The sequence below is a fragment of the Microbacterium testaceum genome, from assembly GCF_020781835.1.
Taxonomy (GTDB): domain Bacteria; phylum Actinomycetota; class Actinomycetes; order Actinomycetales; family Microbacteriaceae; genus Microbacterium; species Microbacterium testaceum_H.
Genome location: NZ_JAJGNJ010000005.1, coordinates 22,396 through 39,863, shown reverse-complemented (window position 1 = coordinate 39,863; position 17,468 = coordinate 22,396). Strand labels below are relative to the sequence as shown.

19 protein-coding genes are annotated in these 17,468 nt (G+C 70.1%); 15 read left to right on the top strand and 4 right to left on the bottom strand.

Going from position 1 to position 17,468, the window contains the following annotated elements; genetic code table 11:
- The first annotated feature begins 19 nt into the window (after nt 1-19).
- The 8 genes from LL239_RS08705 to dapF all read left to right on the top strand — a co-directional run bounded on the left by LL239_RS08705 (nt 20) and on the right by dapF (nt 6,678).
- Complete coding sequence (locus LL239_RS08705; protein ID WP_138174360.1) at nt 20-328, top strand: helix-turn-helix domain-containing protein; 309 nt, start codon at nt 20-22, stop codon at nt 326-328.
- Between the two features lie 8 nt (nt 329-336).
- Nucleotides 337-561: a DUF3046 domain-containing protein gene (locus LL239_RS08700; RefSeq protein ID WP_228163042.1), complete on the top strand. Its 225-nt coding sequence runs from the start codon at nt 337-339 to the stop codon at nt 559-561.
- A gap of 291 nt (nt 562-852) precedes the next feature.
- Entirely contained in the window at nt 853-1,902 is a 1,050-nt protein-coding gene (recA, locus tag LL239_RS08695; RefSeq protein WP_228163041.1) for a recombinase RecA, read from the top strand.
- On the top strand, nt 1,902-2,711 hold the full coding sequence (locus tag LL239_RS08690) for a regulatory protein RecX (protein ID WP_228163040.1): 810 nt from the start codon (nt 1,902-1,904) through the stop codon (nt 2,709-2,711). The genes recA and LL239_RS08690 overlap by 1 nt, the downstream gene beginning before the upstream one ends.
- Before the next feature lie 108 nt (nt 2,712-2,819).
- Nucleotides 2,820-4,370, top strand: a complete 1,551-nt coding sequence (miaB, locus tag LL239_RS08685) for a tRNA (N6-isopentenyl adenosine(37)-C2)-methylthiotransferase MiaB (protein WP_228163039.1) — start codon at nt 2,820-2,822, stop codon at nt 4,368-4,370.
- The gene (gene miaA, locus LL239_RS08680) at nt 4,367-5,305 is read left to right on the top strand and encodes a tRNA (adenosine(37)-N6)-dimethylallyltransferase MiaA (protein WP_228163038.1); all 939 of its coding nucleotides are present in this window, start codon (nt 4,367-4,369) and stop codon (nt 5,303-5,305) included. The genes miaB and miaA overlap by 4 nt, the downstream gene beginning before the upstream one ends.
- Nucleotides 5,302-5,742 (top strand): GNAT family acetyltransferase, encoded by a 441-nt coding sequence (locus tag LL239_RS08675; RefSeq protein ID WP_228163037.1) that lies wholly within the window; start codon nt 5,302-5,304, stop codon nt 5,740-5,742. The genes miaA and LL239_RS08675 overlap by 4 nt, the downstream gene beginning before the upstream one ends.
- An 81-nt stretch (nt 5,743-5,823) precedes the next feature.
- Entirely contained in the window at nt 5,824-6,678 is an 855-nt protein-coding gene (dapF, locus tag LL239_RS08670) for a diaminopimelate epimerase (RefSeq protein ID WP_228163036.1), read from the top strand.
- 80 nt (nt 6,679-6,758) lie between these two features.
- Here the strand turns inward: dapF and LL239_RS08665 are convergent, their stop codons facing one another.
- Entirely contained in the window at nt 6,759-7,412 is a 654-nt protein-coding gene (locus LL239_RS08665; RefSeq protein ID WP_228163035.1) for a class I SAM-dependent methyltransferase, read from the bottom strand.
- A gap of 88 nt (nt 7,413-7,500) precedes the next feature.
- On the opposite strand from LL239_RS08665, the gene hflX reads away from it, so the two are divergent.
- The gene (hflX, locus tag LL239_RS08660; RefSeq protein WP_228163034.1) at nt 7,501-9,018 is read left to right on the top strand and encodes a GTPase HflX; all 1,518 of its coding nucleotides are present in this window, start codon (nt 7,501-7,503) and stop codon (nt 9,016-9,018) included.
- Between the two features lie 47 nt (nt 9,019-9,065).
- On the opposite strand, the gene LL239_RS08655 is transcribed toward hflX, so the two are convergent.
- From LL239_RS08655 to lexA, 3 genes are all read right to left on the bottom strand, one after another.
- The gene (locus LL239_RS08655) at nt 9,066-10,952 is read right to left on the bottom strand and encodes a S9 family peptidase (RefSeq protein ID WP_228163033.1); all 1,887 of its coding nucleotides are present in this window, start codon (nt 10,950-10,952) and stop codon (nt 9,066-9,068) included.
- A 111-nt stretch (nt 10,953-11,063) separates the two neighbouring features.
- Entirely contained in the window at nt 11,064-11,951 is an 888-nt protein-coding gene (locus LL239_RS08650; protein WP_228163032.1) for a hypothetical protein, read from the bottom strand.
- 278 nt (nt 11,952-12,229) lie between these two features.
- The gene (lexA, locus tag LL239_RS08645) at nt 12,230-12,919 is read right to left on the bottom strand and encodes a transcriptional repressor LexA (RefSeq protein ID WP_228163031.1); all 690 of its coding nucleotides are present in this window, start codon (nt 12,917-12,919) and stop codon (nt 12,230-12,232) included.
- 260 nt (nt 12,920-13,179) lie between these two features.
- Here lexA and LL239_RS08640 point away from each other — a divergent pair, with 260 nt between their 5' ends.
- Genes LL239_RS08640 through LL239_RS08615 form a run of 6 tightly spaced genes read left to right on the top strand, consistent with a single transcriptional unit; the run spans nt 13,180 to nt 17,462 of the window.
- Complete coding sequence (locus tag LL239_RS08640) at nt 13,180-13,533, top strand: LysM peptidoglycan-binding domain-containing protein (RefSeq protein ID WP_228163030.1); 354 nt, start codon at nt 13,180-13,182, stop codon at nt 13,531-13,533.
- A gap of 24 nt (nt 13,534-13,557) precedes the next feature.
- Entirely contained in the window at nt 13,558-14,652 is a 1,095-nt protein-coding gene (locus tag LL239_RS08635; RefSeq protein ID WP_228163029.1) for a histidinol-phosphate transaminase, read from the top strand.
- Entirely contained in the window at nt 14,649-15,263 is a 615-nt protein-coding gene (gene hisB, locus LL239_RS08630) for an imidazoleglycerol-phosphate dehydratase HisB (RefSeq protein WP_228163028.1), read from the top strand. Before LL239_RS08635 ends, hisB begins: the two co-directional genes overlap by 4 nt.
- A complete protein-coding gene (gene hisH / locus LL239_RS08625; protein WP_228163027.1) occupies nt 15,260-15,907 on the top strand; it encodes an imidazole glycerol phosphate synthase subunit HisH in 648 nt (215 codons plus the stop codon). The genes hisB and hisH overlap by 4 nt, the downstream gene beginning before the upstream one ends.
- A gap of 45 nt (nt 15,908-15,952) precedes the next feature.
- Nucleotides 15,953-16,699 carry a bifunctional 1-(5-phosphoribosyl)-5-((5-phosphoribosylamino)methylideneamino)imidazole-4-carboxamide isomerase/phosphoribosylanthranilate isomerase PriA gene (gene priA, locus LL239_RS08620; protein ID WP_228163026.1) on the top strand — a complete coding sequence of 249 codons (747 nt, stop codon included), beginning with the start codon at nt 15,953-15,955 and terminating at the stop codon, nt 16,697-16,699.
- Nucleotides 16,683-17,462 carry an SseB family protein gene (locus LL239_RS08615; protein ID WP_228163025.1) on the top strand — a complete coding sequence of 260 codons (780 nt, stop codon included), beginning with the start codon at nt 16,683-16,685 and terminating at the stop codon, nt 17,460-17,462. Before priA ends, LL239_RS08615 begins: the two co-directional genes overlap by 17 nt.
- The last annotated feature ends 6 nt before the right edge of the window (nt 17,463-17,468 follow it).

Below are 17,468 nucleotides of genomic sequence, written 5' to 3'. Positions count from 1 at the left end.
GTAGTGAGGAGGGGTTCACATGATCCTGGTCCGTCAAGAGATCGGCGAGGTCCTGCGTGAGCTCCGCCAGCAGAAGGGCCGTACCCTTCGCCAGGTAGCCAGCCGCGCCAGTGTCGCGCTCGGGTACCTGAGTGAGGTCGAGCGCGGCCAGAAGGAAGCGTCGAGCGAGATCCTCGCATCGGTGGCGGAAGCCCTCGACGTCCCCATCTCCACGATCATGCGCGAGGTCGGCGACCGTCTGTCTGTTCTCGAGGGTCTTCAGACCTTCCCCGATGTCGTTCCCGACGATCTGGTCGCCGCGGTCGAGCCCGAGCTCTCCCTGCACTGACCCCCGGCATGCGTCGTAGCGAGTTCGATCGCGCGGTCGCCGACGAGTTCGGCGCGCGTGGGAGTTCCCTCATGACCGACCTCGTGCTGTCATCCGTAGGGGGTCGCACGAGTGCGGACGCCCTCGCCGCCGGCGTCGACCCGCGTGAGGTGTGGCTCGCGCTGTGCGACGAGACCGACGTGCCCGCCGAGCGTCGGTACGGTGTCGGGCGGTTGGATCCACGCCGGCGCTGACCTCGATCGGGCAACGCCCTTCTCGCGCTCGGATCCGGCGGGGGTTCGGTACTGACGCTGTTCTTCGCGGCGTGTCATCGAATCTTCGTTCGATTCCGGCGTAGGCTCCTGCACATCGGAGTTTGGGGTGCATCCATCCCCGGAAGGTCGGGTTTCCTCCCTCGATGTCGGAGGCCCTCCCTAACGTGATGGACGTCGAACGACACTCTGAACGCCTTGTCGTGAACGGCCACCGTCGGTGGGCGGCGCGACAGCCTATAGGCGACGGAACGCGAGCAGAAAGAAGACGTCATGCCCTCACCCGCAGAGCGCGAGAAGGCCCTCGAATCGGCCCTCGCCCAGATCGACCGTCAGTTCGGAAAGGGCTCGGTCATGCGACTGGGCAGCGACGAGCGCGCACCGATCGAGACCATCCCCACCGGTTCCGTCGCTCTCGATGTGGCGCTCGGCATCGGCGGTCTCCCTCGCGGCCGCATCATCGAGATCTACGGTCCCGAGTCCTCCGGTAAGACCACCCTGACGCTGCATGCCATCGCCAACGCCCAGCGCGCCGGCGGCATCGCGGCCTTCATCGACGCCGAGCATGCCCTCGACCCCGAGTACGCCAAGAAGCTCGGCGTCGACATCGACGCTCTCCTCGTGTCGCAGCCCGACACCGGTGAGCAGGCCCTCGAGATCGCCGACATGCTGATCCGTTCCGGTGCCATCGACCTCGTCGTCATCGACTCGGTGGCCGCTCTCGTACCCGAGGCCGAGATCAAGGGTGAGATGGGCGACTCGCACGTGGGTCTGCAGGCTCGCCTGATGTCCCAGGCGCTGCGCAAGCTGACGGGTGGTCTGAACACGACGAAGACCACTGCCATCTTCATCAACCAGCTGCGCGAGAAGATCGGCGTGTTCTTCGGATCGCCCGAGACCACCGCGGGCGGAAAGGCGCTGAAGTTCTACGCGTCGGTCCGCCTCGACATCCGGCGCATCGAGACCCTGAAGGACGGCACCGAGGCTGTGGGAAACCGCACCCGCGTGAAGGTCGTCAAGAACAAGATGGCTCCGCCCTTCAAGCAGGCCGAGTTCGACATCCTCTACGGTGTCGGCATCTCGCGTGAGGGCAGCTTGATCGACTTCGGTGTCGAGCACGGCATCGTGAAGAAGTCGGGCGCGTGGTACACCTACGACGGCGAGCAGCTGGGTCAGGGTAAAGAGAACGCGCGGAACTTCCTCATCAAGAACGCCGATGTCGCGGCCGAGATCGAGTCGAAGATCAAGGGCAAGCTCGGTATCGGTGCCCCCGCTGCTGCGGCGCCGACCACTGACGAGCTGGCTGCCCGTCGTCCCGCCTGATGACCGACGACGCTCACCGTCCGCGTCGGGGCTCCCATCCCACGGAGCACGACGCGGGCGGGGGCCGCGGCCCGGACACCCGAGCGCGCTCCGTCGACGCGGCGGGCGACGAACAGCTCGCCCCGGTGATCCCGCTCTTCGGGGCACGCGAGCGCACGGCGGGGTCGCCGGTCGCTCCCGAGTCGGCGGCGCGACATCCCCACTTCGAGGACGCAGCTGCGCACTGGACTCTCCCGGGGGGAGCGTTCGACGCATCGCCGGAAGCGGAGTCGCTCGACGAGATCCGCGACCGCGCCGAGACCGTGCTTCTCCGCAAGCTCCGCAGCCGGTCACTCTCGCTGGCCGAGGCCCGCGCGGCACTGAGTGGTGTCGAGGGTGCAGACGATGCGGTGATCGACGCTGTCGTGGCCAAGTTCGTCGACCTCGGCTATCTCGACGACGAGGCGTTCGCCGAGCAGCTCGCGCTCTCGGCGATCGAACGTCGAGGTCAGGGCCGTCGAGCCGTCGTCCAGACGCTCCGCAAACGCGGAATCCCGCGCGACGTCGCCGACGCGGCGATCGCCGATCTACCCGATGACGACGCCGAGCGTGCGCTGGAGTTCGCCCGCTCCAAGGCGCGCAGCGTGGGCGGGAAGGACTACGACGCGAGCCTGCGTCGACTCGCCGGCCAGCTCGCGCGGAGGGGCTACTCGTCCTCCGTGTCGCTCGATGCCGCCCGGCAAGCCCTCTCCGAGGCGGGGGTGCGCCGAGCCCCGTCCTCGCGGCCCGTGCCGCCGGCATCGGGCGTGCGCTTCACGCCGGATGATTGAGCGTCCTCGACGCGAACGGTCCCCGTGGACGCCCCGCGACCGCCGGGTCTGGGCTGCTCCCGTCCGCCCCCGACGTCGGTGCGACCGGCGCTTAGAATGGCACCCATCATGACGACCCCCGTATCCACGCCGACGCTCATCGCGCCCTCCGCTGCCGCCCGCACGGCAGAAGGGCGCGCCCGCACTTATGAGGTGCGGACGTTCGGCTGCCAGATGAACGTCCACGACTCCGAGCGCCTGTCGGGTTCTCTCGAGAGCGCCGGCTACGTCCGCGCAGAGGCCGGAACCGACGCCGATGTCGTCGTGATCAACACCTGCGCGGTTCGCGACAACGCCGCCGGCAAGCTCTACGGAACTCTCGGACACCTGAAGTCCCGCAAGGACGCTCACGACGGCATGCAGATCGCGGTCGGCGGATGCCTGGCACAGATGGACAAGGACGCCGTTCAGCAGAAGGCGCCGTGGGTCGATGTCGTGTTCGGTACGCACAACATGGGCTCCTTGCCCGGGATGCTCGAGCGTGCCCGGCACAACGGTGAAGCCGAACTCGAGATCCTCGAGTCCCTCGAGGTCTTCCCTTCCACGCTGCCCACCAAGCGCGATTCGATCCACAGCGGCTGGGTGTCGATCTCGGTCGGCTGCAACAACACCTGCACGTTCTGCATCGTCCCGAGTCTGCGCGGGAAGGAGAAAGACCGCCGGCCCGGTGACATCCTGAACGAGATCCGTCTCCTCGTCGAGGATGGTGCGATCGAGGTCACGCTGCTCGGTCAGAACGTCAACTCGTACGGCGTCGAGTTCGGTGATCGACTCGCCTTCGGAAAGCTGCTGCGGGCGGCCGGCGAGATCGAGGGGCTCGAGCGCATCCGCTTCACCAGCCCGCACCCCGCCGCCTTCACCGACGACGTCATCGCCGCCATGGCCGAGACGCCGTCCGTGATGCCCCAGCTGCACATGCCCCTGCAGTCCGGCTCCGACCGGATTCTGAAGGCGATGCGCCGCTCGTACCGCAGCGAACGGTTCCTCGGCATCCTGGACCGCGTGCGCGACCGCATCCCCCACGCCGCCATCACGACCGACATCATCGTCGGCTTCCCGGGGGAGACGGATACCGATTTCGAAGAGACGATGCGCGTCGTCGAAGCATCTCGCTTTGCCAGCGCCTTCACCTTCCAGTACTCGATCCGCGAGGGTACCCCGGCCGCCACGATGGCGGACCAGGTCCCGAAGGCCGTGGTGCAGGAACGCTACGAGCGTCTCATCGCCCTGCAGGAGCGCATCTCGCTCGAGGAGAACCAGAAGCAGCTCGGCCGTTCGCTCGAGGTCCTGGTCTCCACCGGCGAGGGCAAGAAGGATGCCGCCACACGTCGTCTGACCGGCCGTGCCGAGGACAACCGCCTCGTGCACTTCGAGGTGCCGGACGGCTCTGTGCTTCCGCGCCCGGGAGATGTCGTCACGGTCGACGTCACCCACGCCGCGCCCTTCTACCTGCTCGCCGACGCCGCTGCCGGTCGACCGCTTCGGATCCGTCGCACGCGGGCCGGTGACGCCTGGGATCGGTCGCAGGCGGAGTCCTGCGGTGTCCCCGCACCCGTCGGCGAGGAGGGCGGTCCCCGACCCGTCTCCCTCGGCCTTCCGACGCTGCGCATCGGCGGGTGACCGCCGCCGCGCCCTCCGCGCCACGGCTGTGGGTCGTCGTCGGTGCGACCGGCACGGGCAAGACCGGCCTGTCCCTCGATCTTGCCGACGCGTTGCGCCAGCGCGACCGCCCGGTCGAGATCGTCAACGCGGATGCCATGCAGCTGTACCGAGGCATGGACATCGGTACCGCGAAGCTCCCCGTCGCCGACCGGCGCGGCATCCCGCACCACCTGTTCGATGCGCTCGCGGTGACCGACGAAGCGGCGGTGGCCTGGTATCAGAACGTGGCACGCGAGACCATCGCCCGGGTGCACGCGCGCGGCGCCGACGCGATCCTCGTCGGCGGTTCCGGACTGTACGTCTCCAGCGTGCTGTGGGACTTCCGCTTTCCTCCGCGTGACGCCGCCGTGCGCGCCGGTCTCGAGAGCGAGCTCGAGAGGCTCGGACCCGGTGTCCTGTACGAGCGACTGCGCGCGGCGGATCCGGTCGCGGCGGAGCGCATCGACCCGCGCAACGGACGGCGGGTCGTCCGGGCGCTGGAGGTTCTGGCCCAGGGGGGAGACACGCACGGGGGCGCCCTCCCCGCGCAGCCCGAGCCGTGGCATCCGCGGACGTCGATCCTCGGAACAGCTATCGATCGCGACGCTCTCGTCCACCTGCTGGACGCACGGGTCGAGCGCATGTGGGAGCAAGGACTGCTCGACGAGGTCGCCGCGCTGCGCGCCGACGGTATCGAGAGGGGGCCGACCGCCTCGCGCGCCATCGGCTACGCCCAGGCGCTCGCGGAGCTTCGGGGCGAGATGACGCGCGTCCAGGCCATCGCCGAGACCCAGGCTCTCACCCGCCGGTACGCGCGGCGTCAGGTGTCATGGTTCCGTCGTTACGCCGGCGTGCGGTGGGTCGATGCGAGAACCGTTCGCGCGGACGCGATCGTCGAGGAGGTAGCCAGGTGAACGTGCACATCCGTGCATTCGAGGTCGCGGACGAAGACGCCGTGGTGACGTTGTGGGAAGGCGCCGGGCTCACCCGCCCCTGGAACGATCCGCGCGCCGACATCCGCCGCAAGCTCACCGTTCAGCCGGAGCTGTTCCTCGTCGCCGTCGACGGCGACGAGGTGGTGGGCAGCGTGATGGCCGGCTACGACGGTCACCGCGGCTGGCTCTATTACCTCGCCGCGGCCCAGACGCATCGCGGGCAGGGCGTCGGCCGCGCGCTCGTCACCGAGGCGGAGCGGCTGCTGGAAGCGCTCGGCTGTCCCAAGGTCCAGCTCATGGTGCGCCCCGACAACACCGGCGCGCGCGGGTTCTACGACGCCCTCGGATACGAGCCGTTCGAGACGTGGGCCACCGGACGCCGGCTCATCGTCGATGGGCCGGGCGGTCCGGCCTGACATCCGCGCGGCTCGGTTCGTGCCCCGCTCGACCCTCCTCGGCAGGCGGGCAGCACCGGCTCGCTCCCTAGACTGGATGCCATGGCGACTCTCGCGTTCACCAAAGGCCACGGCACAGGCAACGACTTCGTGATCGTGTCCGACCCGGACGGGGAGCTCGACCTCGCCGACGACCAGGTCGCCATCCTCTGCGACCGCCACTTCGGCATCGGCGCCGATGGGCTGCTCCGCGTCGTGCGCTCGGCCGCCATCGACGAGGGAGCGGATGCCGCTGGCTCCGGCGCGGAGTGGTTCATGGACTACCGCAACGCCGATGGCTCGAAGGCCGAGATGTGCGGCAACGGCACGCGCGTCTTCGCCCGGTACCTCACCGACACGGGATTGGCGGATATCTCCGGTGGCCTGCGCATAGGTACGCGGGCCGGAGTGAAGACCTTGACCCGCAGCGACCGCGGCTTCGAAGTCGACCTGGGGGAGTACCGCATCGACCCCGGCGACGTCCTGGTGCGCGCCAAGGGACTGTCGGTCGCCCGCCCAGGTGTCGGCATCGACCTCGGCAACCCGCATGTCGTCGTGGCGTTGTCATCCGACAGCGAGCTCGACGGCCTCGAGTTGACGTATCAGCCGGTGCTCGACCCCGCGCCGGCCCGCGGCGCGAACGTCGAGTTCGTCGTGCCCGCCGACCCGCTCGTCCACGACGGCGTCGGCGCGATCGGCATGCGGGTGTTCGAACGCGGCGTCGGCGAGACGCTCAGCTGCGGCACCGGCGTGGCGGCGGCGGCATTGGCGGTCCGACACTGGGCCGGATCGGCGGCGCCGGATACCTGGGTCGTCGACACGCGCGGCGGCACCCTCGGCGTCCGTGTCGCCGAGGGGCGCGTGTACCTCTCCGGACCGGCCTCCCTCGTCTTCAGCGGCGAGGTCGCTCTGGCCTGACTCGGGCGTGCCACGCCAGACGGCCGTGAGACGATCCACGCCGGCGGAAGCGGGAGTCGACCCGACCCGTGTGCGTCGCGTCAAAGGGGATCGGCGACGATGTCGATGGGTTCGCTCGGCGGCGAGCCATGGCGACGTACCCGCAGCACTCGATAGCCGCGTCCGGTGGCGGCGCGGTGCACGGAGTATCCCGTCGTGAACGTGGCGGCGAGCCACCGCTGCAGCGAGTCCGAGCCGAGGTTGCGTTGCACGACGAACCAGCCGTCGGATCGTTCGGCCAATCGGGGGATCCATCGCTCGAGCATGCCGTGGAGTTCGTTCTTGCCGACCCGGATGGGCGGGTTCGAACGGATCGTGCGGAACGAGATGCCCTCGGGAACATCCTCCGGGCGCACGGCGTTGACATTGTCGAGGCCGAGCCGCTGCGCGTTCTGCCTCACCAGGTCGAGAGCTCGCTCGTTGACGTCGACCGCCCAGACCGTCGCGTGCGGTGCGTCGAGGGCGAGGCTCAACGTGATCGGACCCCAGCCGCTTCCCAGGTCGAGGAAATTCCCGCCGGCGGGCGGGGCCGGGGTGTTGGCCAACAGCACCGATGTGCCGGCATCCAGGCGATCCGGACTGAAGACTCCGCCCGCGGTCACGACTTCGAGCTCACGCCCGGCGAGGGTGACGCGGAGGCGGCGGAACTGTTCGGGACTCGACGGCGACGCGCTGAAATAGTGGTCGCTCCCCATGCCGGAAGCGTAGCGGACCGGAGCCCCCGACGTGGGGGCGACTAAAGTGCGAGAATGCCGCGGCACCGTCCGCGGCCGAAAGGAACACATGACCGAACAGACCACACCCCCGAGCACCAACGTGTCGCCGGCGGACCCGGTCGACCGTGTGCTTTCGCGCGCCGATGCGCACCGAGGGGTCCGGGTCTTCGGAGCGGCGCAGGCCCTGCAGGATGCCGCGACCGCGTATGGCGGGTCCACCGACGGCGACCAGTGGGATCGTGAGGAGCGCGCTGCGCTACGCCGCGTGCCCGGACTGTCGACCGAACTCGAGGACGTCACCGAGGTCGAGTACCGTCAGCTGCGGCTCGAGAACGTCGTGCTGGTGGGCGTTCACCCGCAGGGCGAACAGGCGGATGCCGAGAACTCGTTGCGCGAGCTGGCCGCCCTGGCTGAGACGGCCGGGGCCGTCGTGCTGGACGGCGTGCTGCAGCGCCGACCGCACCCCGACCCCGCGACCTACGTCGGTCGCGGCAAGGCCGAGGAGCTGCGTGACATCGTGGCCGCGGTGGGCGCGGACACCGTCATCGCCGACACCGAGCTGGCGCCCAGTCAACGACGCGCGCTGGAGGACGTCGTGAAGGTGAAGGTCATCGACCGCACCACGGTGATCCTCGACATCTTCAGTCAGCACGCCAAGAGCCGCGAGGGCAAGGCGCAGGTCGAGCTCGCGCAGCTCGAATACCTGCTCCCGCGCCTGCGCGGATGGGGTGATTCGATGTCCCGTCAGGCCGGTGGTCAGGTGGGTGCCGGCGGTGCGGGCATGGGTTCGCGTGGTCCGGGTGAGACGAAGATCGAGCTCGACCGGCGACGCATCCGCACGCGCATGGCGCAGCTGCGTAAGCAGCTGCGCGACTTCGCGCCCGCGCGCGCCGCGAAGCGAGCCGAGCGGAAGCGTCACACCATTCCGTCGGTCGCGATCGCCGGGTACACCAACGCCGGCAAGTCGAGCCTGCTCAATCGCCTCACGAGCGCCGGCGTCCTGGTCGAGAACGCGCTGTTCGCGACCCTGGATGCCACCGTCCGCCGGTCTGAGACCACCGACGGTCGCGTGTACACGCTCACCGACACCGTCGGGTTCGTGCGCAACCTCCCGCACCAGCTGGTGGAGGCGTTCCGGTCGACGTTGGAAGAAGTCGGCGACGCCGATGTCATCCTGCACGTCGTGGACGCGTCGCATCCGGATCCGGCGGCTCAGCTGTCCACGGTGCGCGATGTGATGGGCGACGTCGATGCCGACTTCGGCCACGAGATCGTCGTGTTCAACAAGGCTGATCTGCTCAGCCCGGACGATCGGCTGGTGCTGCGCGGACTCGCTCCCGCGGCCCTGTTCGTCTCGTCGCGCACCGGTGAGGGCATCGACGACCTGCGCGCGGCGATCGAGGAGGCTCTGCCGCTGCCGGCGGTCGAGGTGCAAGCGGTCGTGCCGTACGACCGCGGCGACCTCGTGTCGGCGGTTCACGAGACGGGCCTCATCGTCGCGCAGGAGCACCGCGAGCAGGGCACGTTCCTGCACGCGCACGTGGGCGCGCGTCTCGCCGCGGAACTCGCGCCGTTCGCGGCCTGACCCACGACGACGCCCCCTCCGGCGGGGCGTCGTCGTGTGCGGGGGCTTCAGCCGAGTTCGATCGGAGGGATCCCCGGAGCAGCGAAGCCGAACACCGCACCGAGGAACCCCAGTTCTCGCCGCAGCGAGTCGACGACCGTCTCGGCCCGGCGGAATCCGTGGCCCTCGCCCTCGTACAGGACGTAGGAGTGCGCGACGCCGTGTGCGGCGAGAGCGTCGCGGATCGCCTCGGCCTGCGATGGCGGGACGACGCGGTCTTCCGCACCCTGCAGAATGAGCAGGGGCACGCGGAAGCGCTCGGGGCGCGACAGGGGCGAACGCTCGACGTAGACGGCTTCCGCCTCGGGGAGCGGCCCGATGAGACCGTCGAGGTAGCGGGCCTCGAAGTCGTGGGTGTCCTCCGCCAGCGCACGCGCGTCGCCGACACCGTAGCGGGAGATTCCCGCGGAGAAGACGTTCGTGCGCGTCACCGCGGCGAGCACGGTCCATCCGCCCGCCGACCCTCCGGCGATCGCGAGGCGATCGGGGTCGGCCAGCCCGGCGGAGGCGAGAGCGGATGCCGCCGCCGCCACGTCATCCACATCGACGACGCCCCACTGACCGAGGAGCCGCTCGCGGTAGGCGCGGCCGTAGCCGGTGGAACCGCCGTAGTTCACATCGAGCACGCCGATACCGCGGCTGGTGAAGAAGGCCGTCTTCGCCGACGGTGCGGGCCCGACATGCGACGTCGGTCCGCCGTGGACGAGGACGACGTACGGCGGACGCTCGCCATCGGGGGCGACGACGTCGGGGTTGGTCGGCGGATAGGCGAAGGCGTGCACCGGTCCATGCGGACCCTCGGAGGTGAGGGCGCGGGCGGTGGGCATCCAGCCGGGCCCCGGATGGTCGCCACTGGTGACGAGCGAGGCATCTCCCGTGTCGAGGTCGATCTCCCACAGCCCCGACAGGCCTGACGCCTCCGCTCCCGAGATGAGCGCGTGCGATCCGCGGACGTCCTCGACCGAAGCGCCCGCGACGACCGGGACACCGAGGGGGCGTATGCCGCTGGGGGCGATCTCGACGACCTCGTCGTCGCCGTCGGTGCGCACGGCGATGATGCGTCCGTCGGCCGTGGCGGCGAACCAGCGGGTCCCGAGGACCCACACCGGACCGCCCGTGTCCGCATCGGCCGGAGCGACGGGCTGCGGGTCGCCGTCGAGTCGGCGGCGGAAGAGGTTCCAGCGTCCGCTCGGGTCATCGGCGTACAGCAACTCGTGATCGCCGATCCACACCGGCTGCAGCGGCGCCCGTCGATCGCCGCCCGCGAGTTCGTGGACGTCCCCGGTGGCGAGATCGGCGACCCGGAGCACGGTGGCATCCCAGGGCATGTCGGGATGGTTCCACGCGATCCACGCCAGGTGGCGACCGTCCGGGGAGAGCGCCGGGTGCGCGAGGAACACGCTGCCCTCGGCAAGCACCTCCGTGTCGGACCCATCGACGGGGACGCGCACGATCGCGCGGGCGGGGACGCGCTCGGTTCCGTGGGCCTCGCGGATCGCGAGGAGGTTTCCGTGCTGCCACGACAACCCGCCGTGCCGGACGTCGCCGGCGGCGGGCGTCAGCGCACGCGGCGTGCCGCCCGGTGTCAGCGCATAGATGCGCTGATCGGTCTTCTCGACGTAGAACAGCTCACCGTCGTCGGAGGCGGTCCAGGCACCGCCGCCGTACTCGTGCACCGACGAACGCGCATTCCCCGGTGCGGGCAGGACCGTCTCGACCGATCCGTCCGAGCGCCGCCGCCGCACGGTGACACGTCCCCCCTCGCTCGGAACGGACTCGCCCCACCACACCTCGTCGCCCACGAAGCGCGCGCCGTCCAGCCGCGGTGACGACTGCGCCACCAACTCGGGCGTCAGCGGAGAAGGCCAGGATCCGTAGGGGAGCGTCTGCGGCATGGCATCCACCCTACGGAGAGGGTCGGACATGGCGCACTGAAGGTTCGTCCGACGGTCGGTGGACGGCCGCCCGCGGGGCCATGGAGGAGGGCCCGTCGGTCCGAGGACCGGTCAGCCGCCGACGACCTGACGCGTGACGCCCAGGCGATCCACCCAGTCGCGGATGACCTGTCGCTGTCCCGCGTCGCACGTGTAGCCGTACCCCACATCGACCTCGTAGTACGAGAACTCGTCGATGGCGACCTCGTGGGCGAGCGACCATCCGTCGAGGAACGTCAGTGCGTAGCAGTCGGCCATCGTCTCCACGTCGCCGCCGAACGCCGCGAGGGCGTCCGCGGTCGGCTGAGGGTTGGTGAGCTGCAGGACGTGGGCGTATTCGTGGTACGCGGCGCCGGTGCGGATCCAGTCCGTCACCGTCGGATCGGTCTGGGAGTCAGCCTGCACGTGGACGGTGAAGGGCGCCGTGCTGGACACGCACGCCAGGGCCGTGGTGCCGCACGGCGCGGATTCATCGACGACGGTCGACACCCACCCCCGTCCGAGACGGTCGAGCGTCGTCTCCCACACGGTGCCCGACGCGTTCGAAGCCGCCTGGTCGGCGACCCCGGCCGAGCGAGCGGAGATCTCCGACGTCAGCCTCGTCAGGTCCGCGACGTCCTGATCGAGGGCGGCAGGGTTACGCCGGTGGATCCAGGCGCGATCGGCGAGGTCCTCGACGCGGTACCACGGCACGATGGTCGAGTAGGGCAGCCCCACCAGAGGGTCGACGGTCGCGTACAGGTCGCCCATCGCCGCACCGAACTGCTCTTTGCGATCGATCATCTCCTGCTGTTCGTCCAGGCGTCGCTGCTGATCGCTGATCTGCCGCTGCTGGTCGGAGATCTGCGTGCGCGCCTCCTGCAGCTGCGTGGCCACCCAGACGAAGCCGAGCCCGCCGATGGCGACGGCGACGGCCAGCAGGACGGCGAGGACGACGACGCTCGTCCGCGATCGACGCATTCGCTTCGACCGGGGGAGCGGTGCGTCCTCGGGCTCCGGGGGCGGCGCGCCGCCCGGGTCGGAGGACACGGTGGCCGGAGTGGCAAAGCCTGGGGAAGGTTCGGAGGGCGGGGGCTCTGCGGCGGCGGGACTGGACGACACGGGACTCGCTCTCTCGAGGTGTCCTGTCATGCTAGGGGCGCTCCGCCGTCGGGGAGGGGCACCTGTGGACAAACACCACCCTCGCCGACGGAACTGGATGCCGCTGGTCCCCGGCCTCGGGAGGCGCCGCGCCGACGTCAGACCGCGCGCAACACCGCCACGACCCGGCCGAGGACGACGGCTTCGTCGCCCAGGATCGGTTCGAACGCCGAGTTGCGCGGGAGCAGCCAGATGTGGCCGTCGCGGCGGCGGAACGTCTTGACGGTCGCCTCACCGTCCAGCATCGCGGCGACGATCTCGCCGTTCTCGGCGCTGGACTGCGCTCGGACGACGACCCAGTCTCCGTCGCAGATGGCGGCGTCGATCATCGAGTCGCCCACCACCTTCAGCATGAACAGCTCGCCCTTGCCCACGAGCTGGCGCGGAAGGGGGAAGATCTCCTCGACCTGCTGGTCGGCGGTGATCGGGACTCCCGCGGCGATGCGGCCGACCAGGGGGACGAGGGCGGCATCGCCCACGGCGGGCGCGGTCTCGGCCGGGTTCTCGGCGGCGGTGCCGGGCAGGTCGATGAGCACCTCCATCGCCCGTGTCTTCCCGGGGTCGCGGCGCAGATACCCGCTGAGCTCGAGCTGGTTGAGCTGATGCGTGACGCTGGAGAGCGACTTCAGCCCCACGGCGTCGCCGATCTCGCGCATGCTCGGCGGATAGCCGTGCCGCGCGATCGAGCGCTGGATCACCTCGAGGATGGCGAGCTGCTTGTCGCTGAGGCTCTTCCGGCGCCGGGTCTGCGGCCGCTCGCGGCCGGCCGCGGTCGTCGCGTCGGTCATGTGTGCTCCCCTCGCGCCGCGCTGTCGATGCGGCGGAAATTCGAATGTCGGAGGTCCGTGGTGGGGTCTCCTCGTCGAAACCGTATCCGGTAGACCACTCGATCGCAGCGGAGCTTCCCGCGTGTCGCGTTCGATCGTTTTCCGAGAGCCCCGGTGTTGACACCCTCACAGTATCGAAGATAGATTCGGAATACAGATTCGCACCACCGCCCTCCCGGCCGAGGGCGGGGTGCGAATCTCTCCCCACAGAGGAGCACACCATGAGCAGCATCACCGTCACCGCCGCCCCCACCACCCGTCTGCGTCTGACCGCGCGCGGGCGTCGCGTGTTCGCCTTCCTCGCCGCGTTGCCCGTGGTCGTCGCGCTCGCTCTCGCCGTCGTCGGTGGTGGCGCCGCCCTCGCTTCGAGCGAGACGGGCGCTCCCGCCGATGCCTTCACCGAGATCACCGTCATGAGCGGTGAGACCCTGTGGTCGATCGCGGAAGACGTCGCTCCGGGGTCCGATCCCCGCGATGTGGTTGCCGAGATCACGCGGCTCAACGCGCTCGAGGGCGGTTCGGTCGCCGCGGGGCAGCGAATCGCGATCCCGGCGGCATACGCATCGGCACGGTGAGGAGGGGGCGCGTCGCCGCCTACGATGGGTGAGGTGACCGTGCGCCTCGACGACCTCCCTCTTCGCGACGACCTGCGCGGGATGACTCCCTACGGAGCACCCCAGGCCGCGCTTCCCGTGGCCCTCAACGTCAACGAGAACACGCATCCGGTTCCGTCCGAGGTGGCCGACGACATCCTGGATGCCGTGGCCCGAGCCCTGCGCGACGTCAACCGCTACCCCGACCGTGAGTTCACCGGCCTGCGCGAAGCGTTCGCCGACTACCTCGGCCACGGCTTGGTGCGGGAGCAGATCTGGGCGGCCAACGGTTCGAACGAGGTGTTGCAGCACGTCCTGCAGGCTTTCGGTGGGCCTGGCCGTCGGGCGATGGGCTTCGCGCCCACGTACTCGATGTACCCGATCCTGACGCGGGCGACCGGCGCGGAGTGGATCGCGGGGGAGCGCGAGCATGACTTCGCCTTGAGCCCGGCGTTCGCGGCAGACCAGGTCGTGCGCGAGAACCCCGACATCGTCTTCCTGTGCGCCCCGAACAATCCGACGGGCACGCCGCTGGGTCTCGACGTCATCGAGGCCGTCTACGCCGTGACGGATGGCATCGTGATCGTCGACGAGGCGTACCAGGAATTCGCTCCCCACGATGAGCCGTCCGCCGTGACGTTGCTGCCCGGCCGCCCGCGTCTGGTGGTCTCGCGCACGATGAGCAAGGCGTTCGCCTTCGCCGGTGCTCGCGTCGGGTACCTCGCCGCCGATCCCGCTGTCGTGGACGCCCTGCGCCTGGTGCGCCTGCCCTACCACCTCAGCGCCCTCACCCAGGCGGCCGCGACGGCGGCCCTGGGTCACGCCGACATCATGCTGTCGATGGTGGACGAGATCGTCGCGCAGCGCGACCGCATCTCGGCCACGGTGGCGGCGCTGGGCTTCACGGCACACGAGTCCTGGACGAACTTCGTGCTCTTCGGTGGGGTCGACGATCCCGCGGCCACGTGGAAGGCCCTGTACGACCGCGGCGTACTCATCCGCGACGTGGGCATCGCCCATCACCTCCGCGTCACCGCGGGCACGGCCGACGAGACCACCGCGTTCCTCGACGCCCTGGCCTCGGTAGGATCGCGAGCATGACCGGACCCGCCTCGCCCCGCACCGCCTCGATCGTCCGTGAGACGAGCGAGTCGCGCGTCGAGCTCGCCCTCGACCTCGACGGCACCGGGTCCAGCGAGATCTCCACGAGCGTGCCGTTCTTCGACCACATGCTCACGGCGTTCGCCAAGCACTCGCTCACCGACCTCCGTGTGACGGCGACCGGCGACACCCACATCGACGCGCACCACACCGTCGAAGACACCTCGATCGTGCTCGGTCAGGCCATTCGCCGTGCCCTCGGCGACAAGTCCGGTATCGCCCGCTACGGCGATGCGCTCGTCCCGCTGGATGAGGCTCTCGCGCAGGCGGTGGTGGACATCAGTGGGCGCCCCTACCTGGTGCACACCGGCGAGCCTGCGGGCTTCGAGCACCACCTCATCGGCGGTCACTTCACCGGCTCGCTCGTCCGCCACTCGTTCGAGGCCATCTCCATCCACGCCGCGCTCACGGTCCACGTCCGCGTCCTCGGCGGTCGCGACCCGCACCACATCGCCGAGGCCGAGTACAAGGCGCTCGCGCGCGCCTTCCGCCAGGCGAAATCCCTCGACCCGCTCGTCGACGGCATTCCGAGCACCAAGGGTGCGCTATGAGCAAGCCGATCGTCGCCGTCCTCGATTACGGTTCGGGCAACGTCCACTCCGCCGTGAAGGCTCTCATCGAGGCGGGTGCCGACGCGCGCCTGACCTCGGATCGTTCGCTCCTGCTCGACGCGGACGGTCTGCTCGTCCCCGGTGTCGGTGCATTCCGAGCCGTGATGGATGCGCTCAACGCCAGCCGCGGGGGCGAGATCATCGACCGTCGCCTTGCGGGCGGGCGTCCGGTCCTCGGCATCTGCGTGGGCATGCAGGTCATGTTCGGTCGGGGCATCGAGCGCGGCACCGACACCGAGGGGCTCGGCGAGTGGCCCGGGACGGTGTCGGAGCTGGCTGCCCCCGTCCTGCCGCACATGGGCTGGAACACCGTGTCCGCGGGCGAGGGGTCTCGCCTGTTCGACGGGATCGCCGACGAGCGGTTCTACTTCGTCCACTCTTACGGGGCCCAGCAGTGGGAGCTCGAGGTGACGCCCCCGTTCCCCGAACCCGTGCTGACCTGGTGCACGTACGGTGCGCCGTTCCTCGCGGCGGTCGAGAACGGTCCACTCGCGGCCACGCAGTTCCACCCCGAGAAGTCGGGCGAGGCCGGCATCCGGCTGCTCGCGAATTGGATCGACGGGCTGCGCGCGACTACTGTGTGACCTCGTGCCCGGGCCGGCGAGAGGCGCCTGCCGGCACGAGGAGTTATGAACGATTTCGCGTCCACGCCCGAGCTTGTCCTCCTGCCGGCGGTCGACGTCGCCGACGGCAAGGCCGTCCGACTGACCCAGGGAGAGGCCGGCACCGAGACCAGCTATGGCGATCCGGTGGATGCCGCCGTGGACTTCGCGCGGCAGGGTGCGGCGTGGATCCACCTCGTCGATCTGGACGCCGCGTTCGGCCGCGGCAACAACACCGCGGTGATGCGCAAGGTCATCAAGCAGGTGAAGGGGGTGCAGGTCGAGCTCTCCGGAGGCATTCGCGATGACCGGTCGTTGGAGGCCGCTCTCGAGAGCGGCGCGACCCGTATCAACCTGGGCACCGCGGCGCTCGAGAACCCCGAGTGGGCGGCCGACGTCATCAACCGCTACGGCGAGGCGATCGCGGTGGGGCTCGACGTGCGCGGTACGACCCTCGCCGCCCGTGGGTGGACGCGAGACGGTGGCGATTTGTGGACCGTGCTCGAGCGCCTCGAGGACGCGGGCTGCAGCCGCTATGTCGTCACCGACGTCACCAAGGACGGCACGCTTCGCGGACCGAACCTGGAGCTGTTGCGCGAACTGACCCAGCGCACCCCGAAGCCCATCGTGGCCTCCGGCGGCGTTTCGAGCCTGGACGACATCGCCGCGCTGCGCGAGCTGGTGCCGCTCGGCGTCGAAGGGGCGATCGTGGGCAAGGCCCTCTATGCGGGCCAGTTCACCCTCGCCGAGGCGCTGGATGTCGCCGGGCACTGACGATCACCGCGCCGATTCGGCGGGCGTCCCCTGGGAGGGGCGTCGGTTCGAGTCGAACCCGCACTCCGGCGACGACGGCTCGGCCGATCCCGCGCTCCTTTCGGCCCTGCTCGCTGTCGCAGCGGGCGAGGGCGACGCGGGCGCCGTCGTCGAGGCCTACCGCAGCGCGCGTCTGCTGATCCCGCTGATCGCCGAGAAGGGTGATCACGGCATCGGAGCGCACGGCCTCGAGGTCGACAAGACGCAGGAACTGTCGATCGTGACCGTCGCCGCCCCGGACGGCCGGAAGGTTCTGCCGGTGTTCAGCTCCGTTCAGGCGATGCAGCGGTGGGATGCCGCAGCCCGCCCCGTCCCCGCGGACGGCCGGCGCACGGCAGTGGCGGCAGCGTCCGAGGGCACGGAGCTGATCGTCATCGACCCGGCGTCGGAGACGGAGTTCGTCCTCCGCCGTCCCGCCGTGTGGGCGATCGCGCAGGGCGAGCCCTGGGAGCCAGCGCATGTGTCGCCCGCGGTCTTCACGGGGCTCCAGGAGAGCATCTCCGGTGAGTTGGCGGTTCTCGACCTGGCTGTGCAGCCGGGAGATCCGACAGGACGCCTGCGCGGGCCCGAACTCGTCGTGCACCTGCGACTCATGGCCGGACTCGCCCAGGAGGAGCTGGATGCCGTTCTCGCGCGCCTCGCGCGCCGCTGGGCGGCCGACGATCGCGTGGCGGTGCTCGTGGACTCCCTGACGGTGAAGCTCCACCGGCCCACCGACATCTGACCGGCA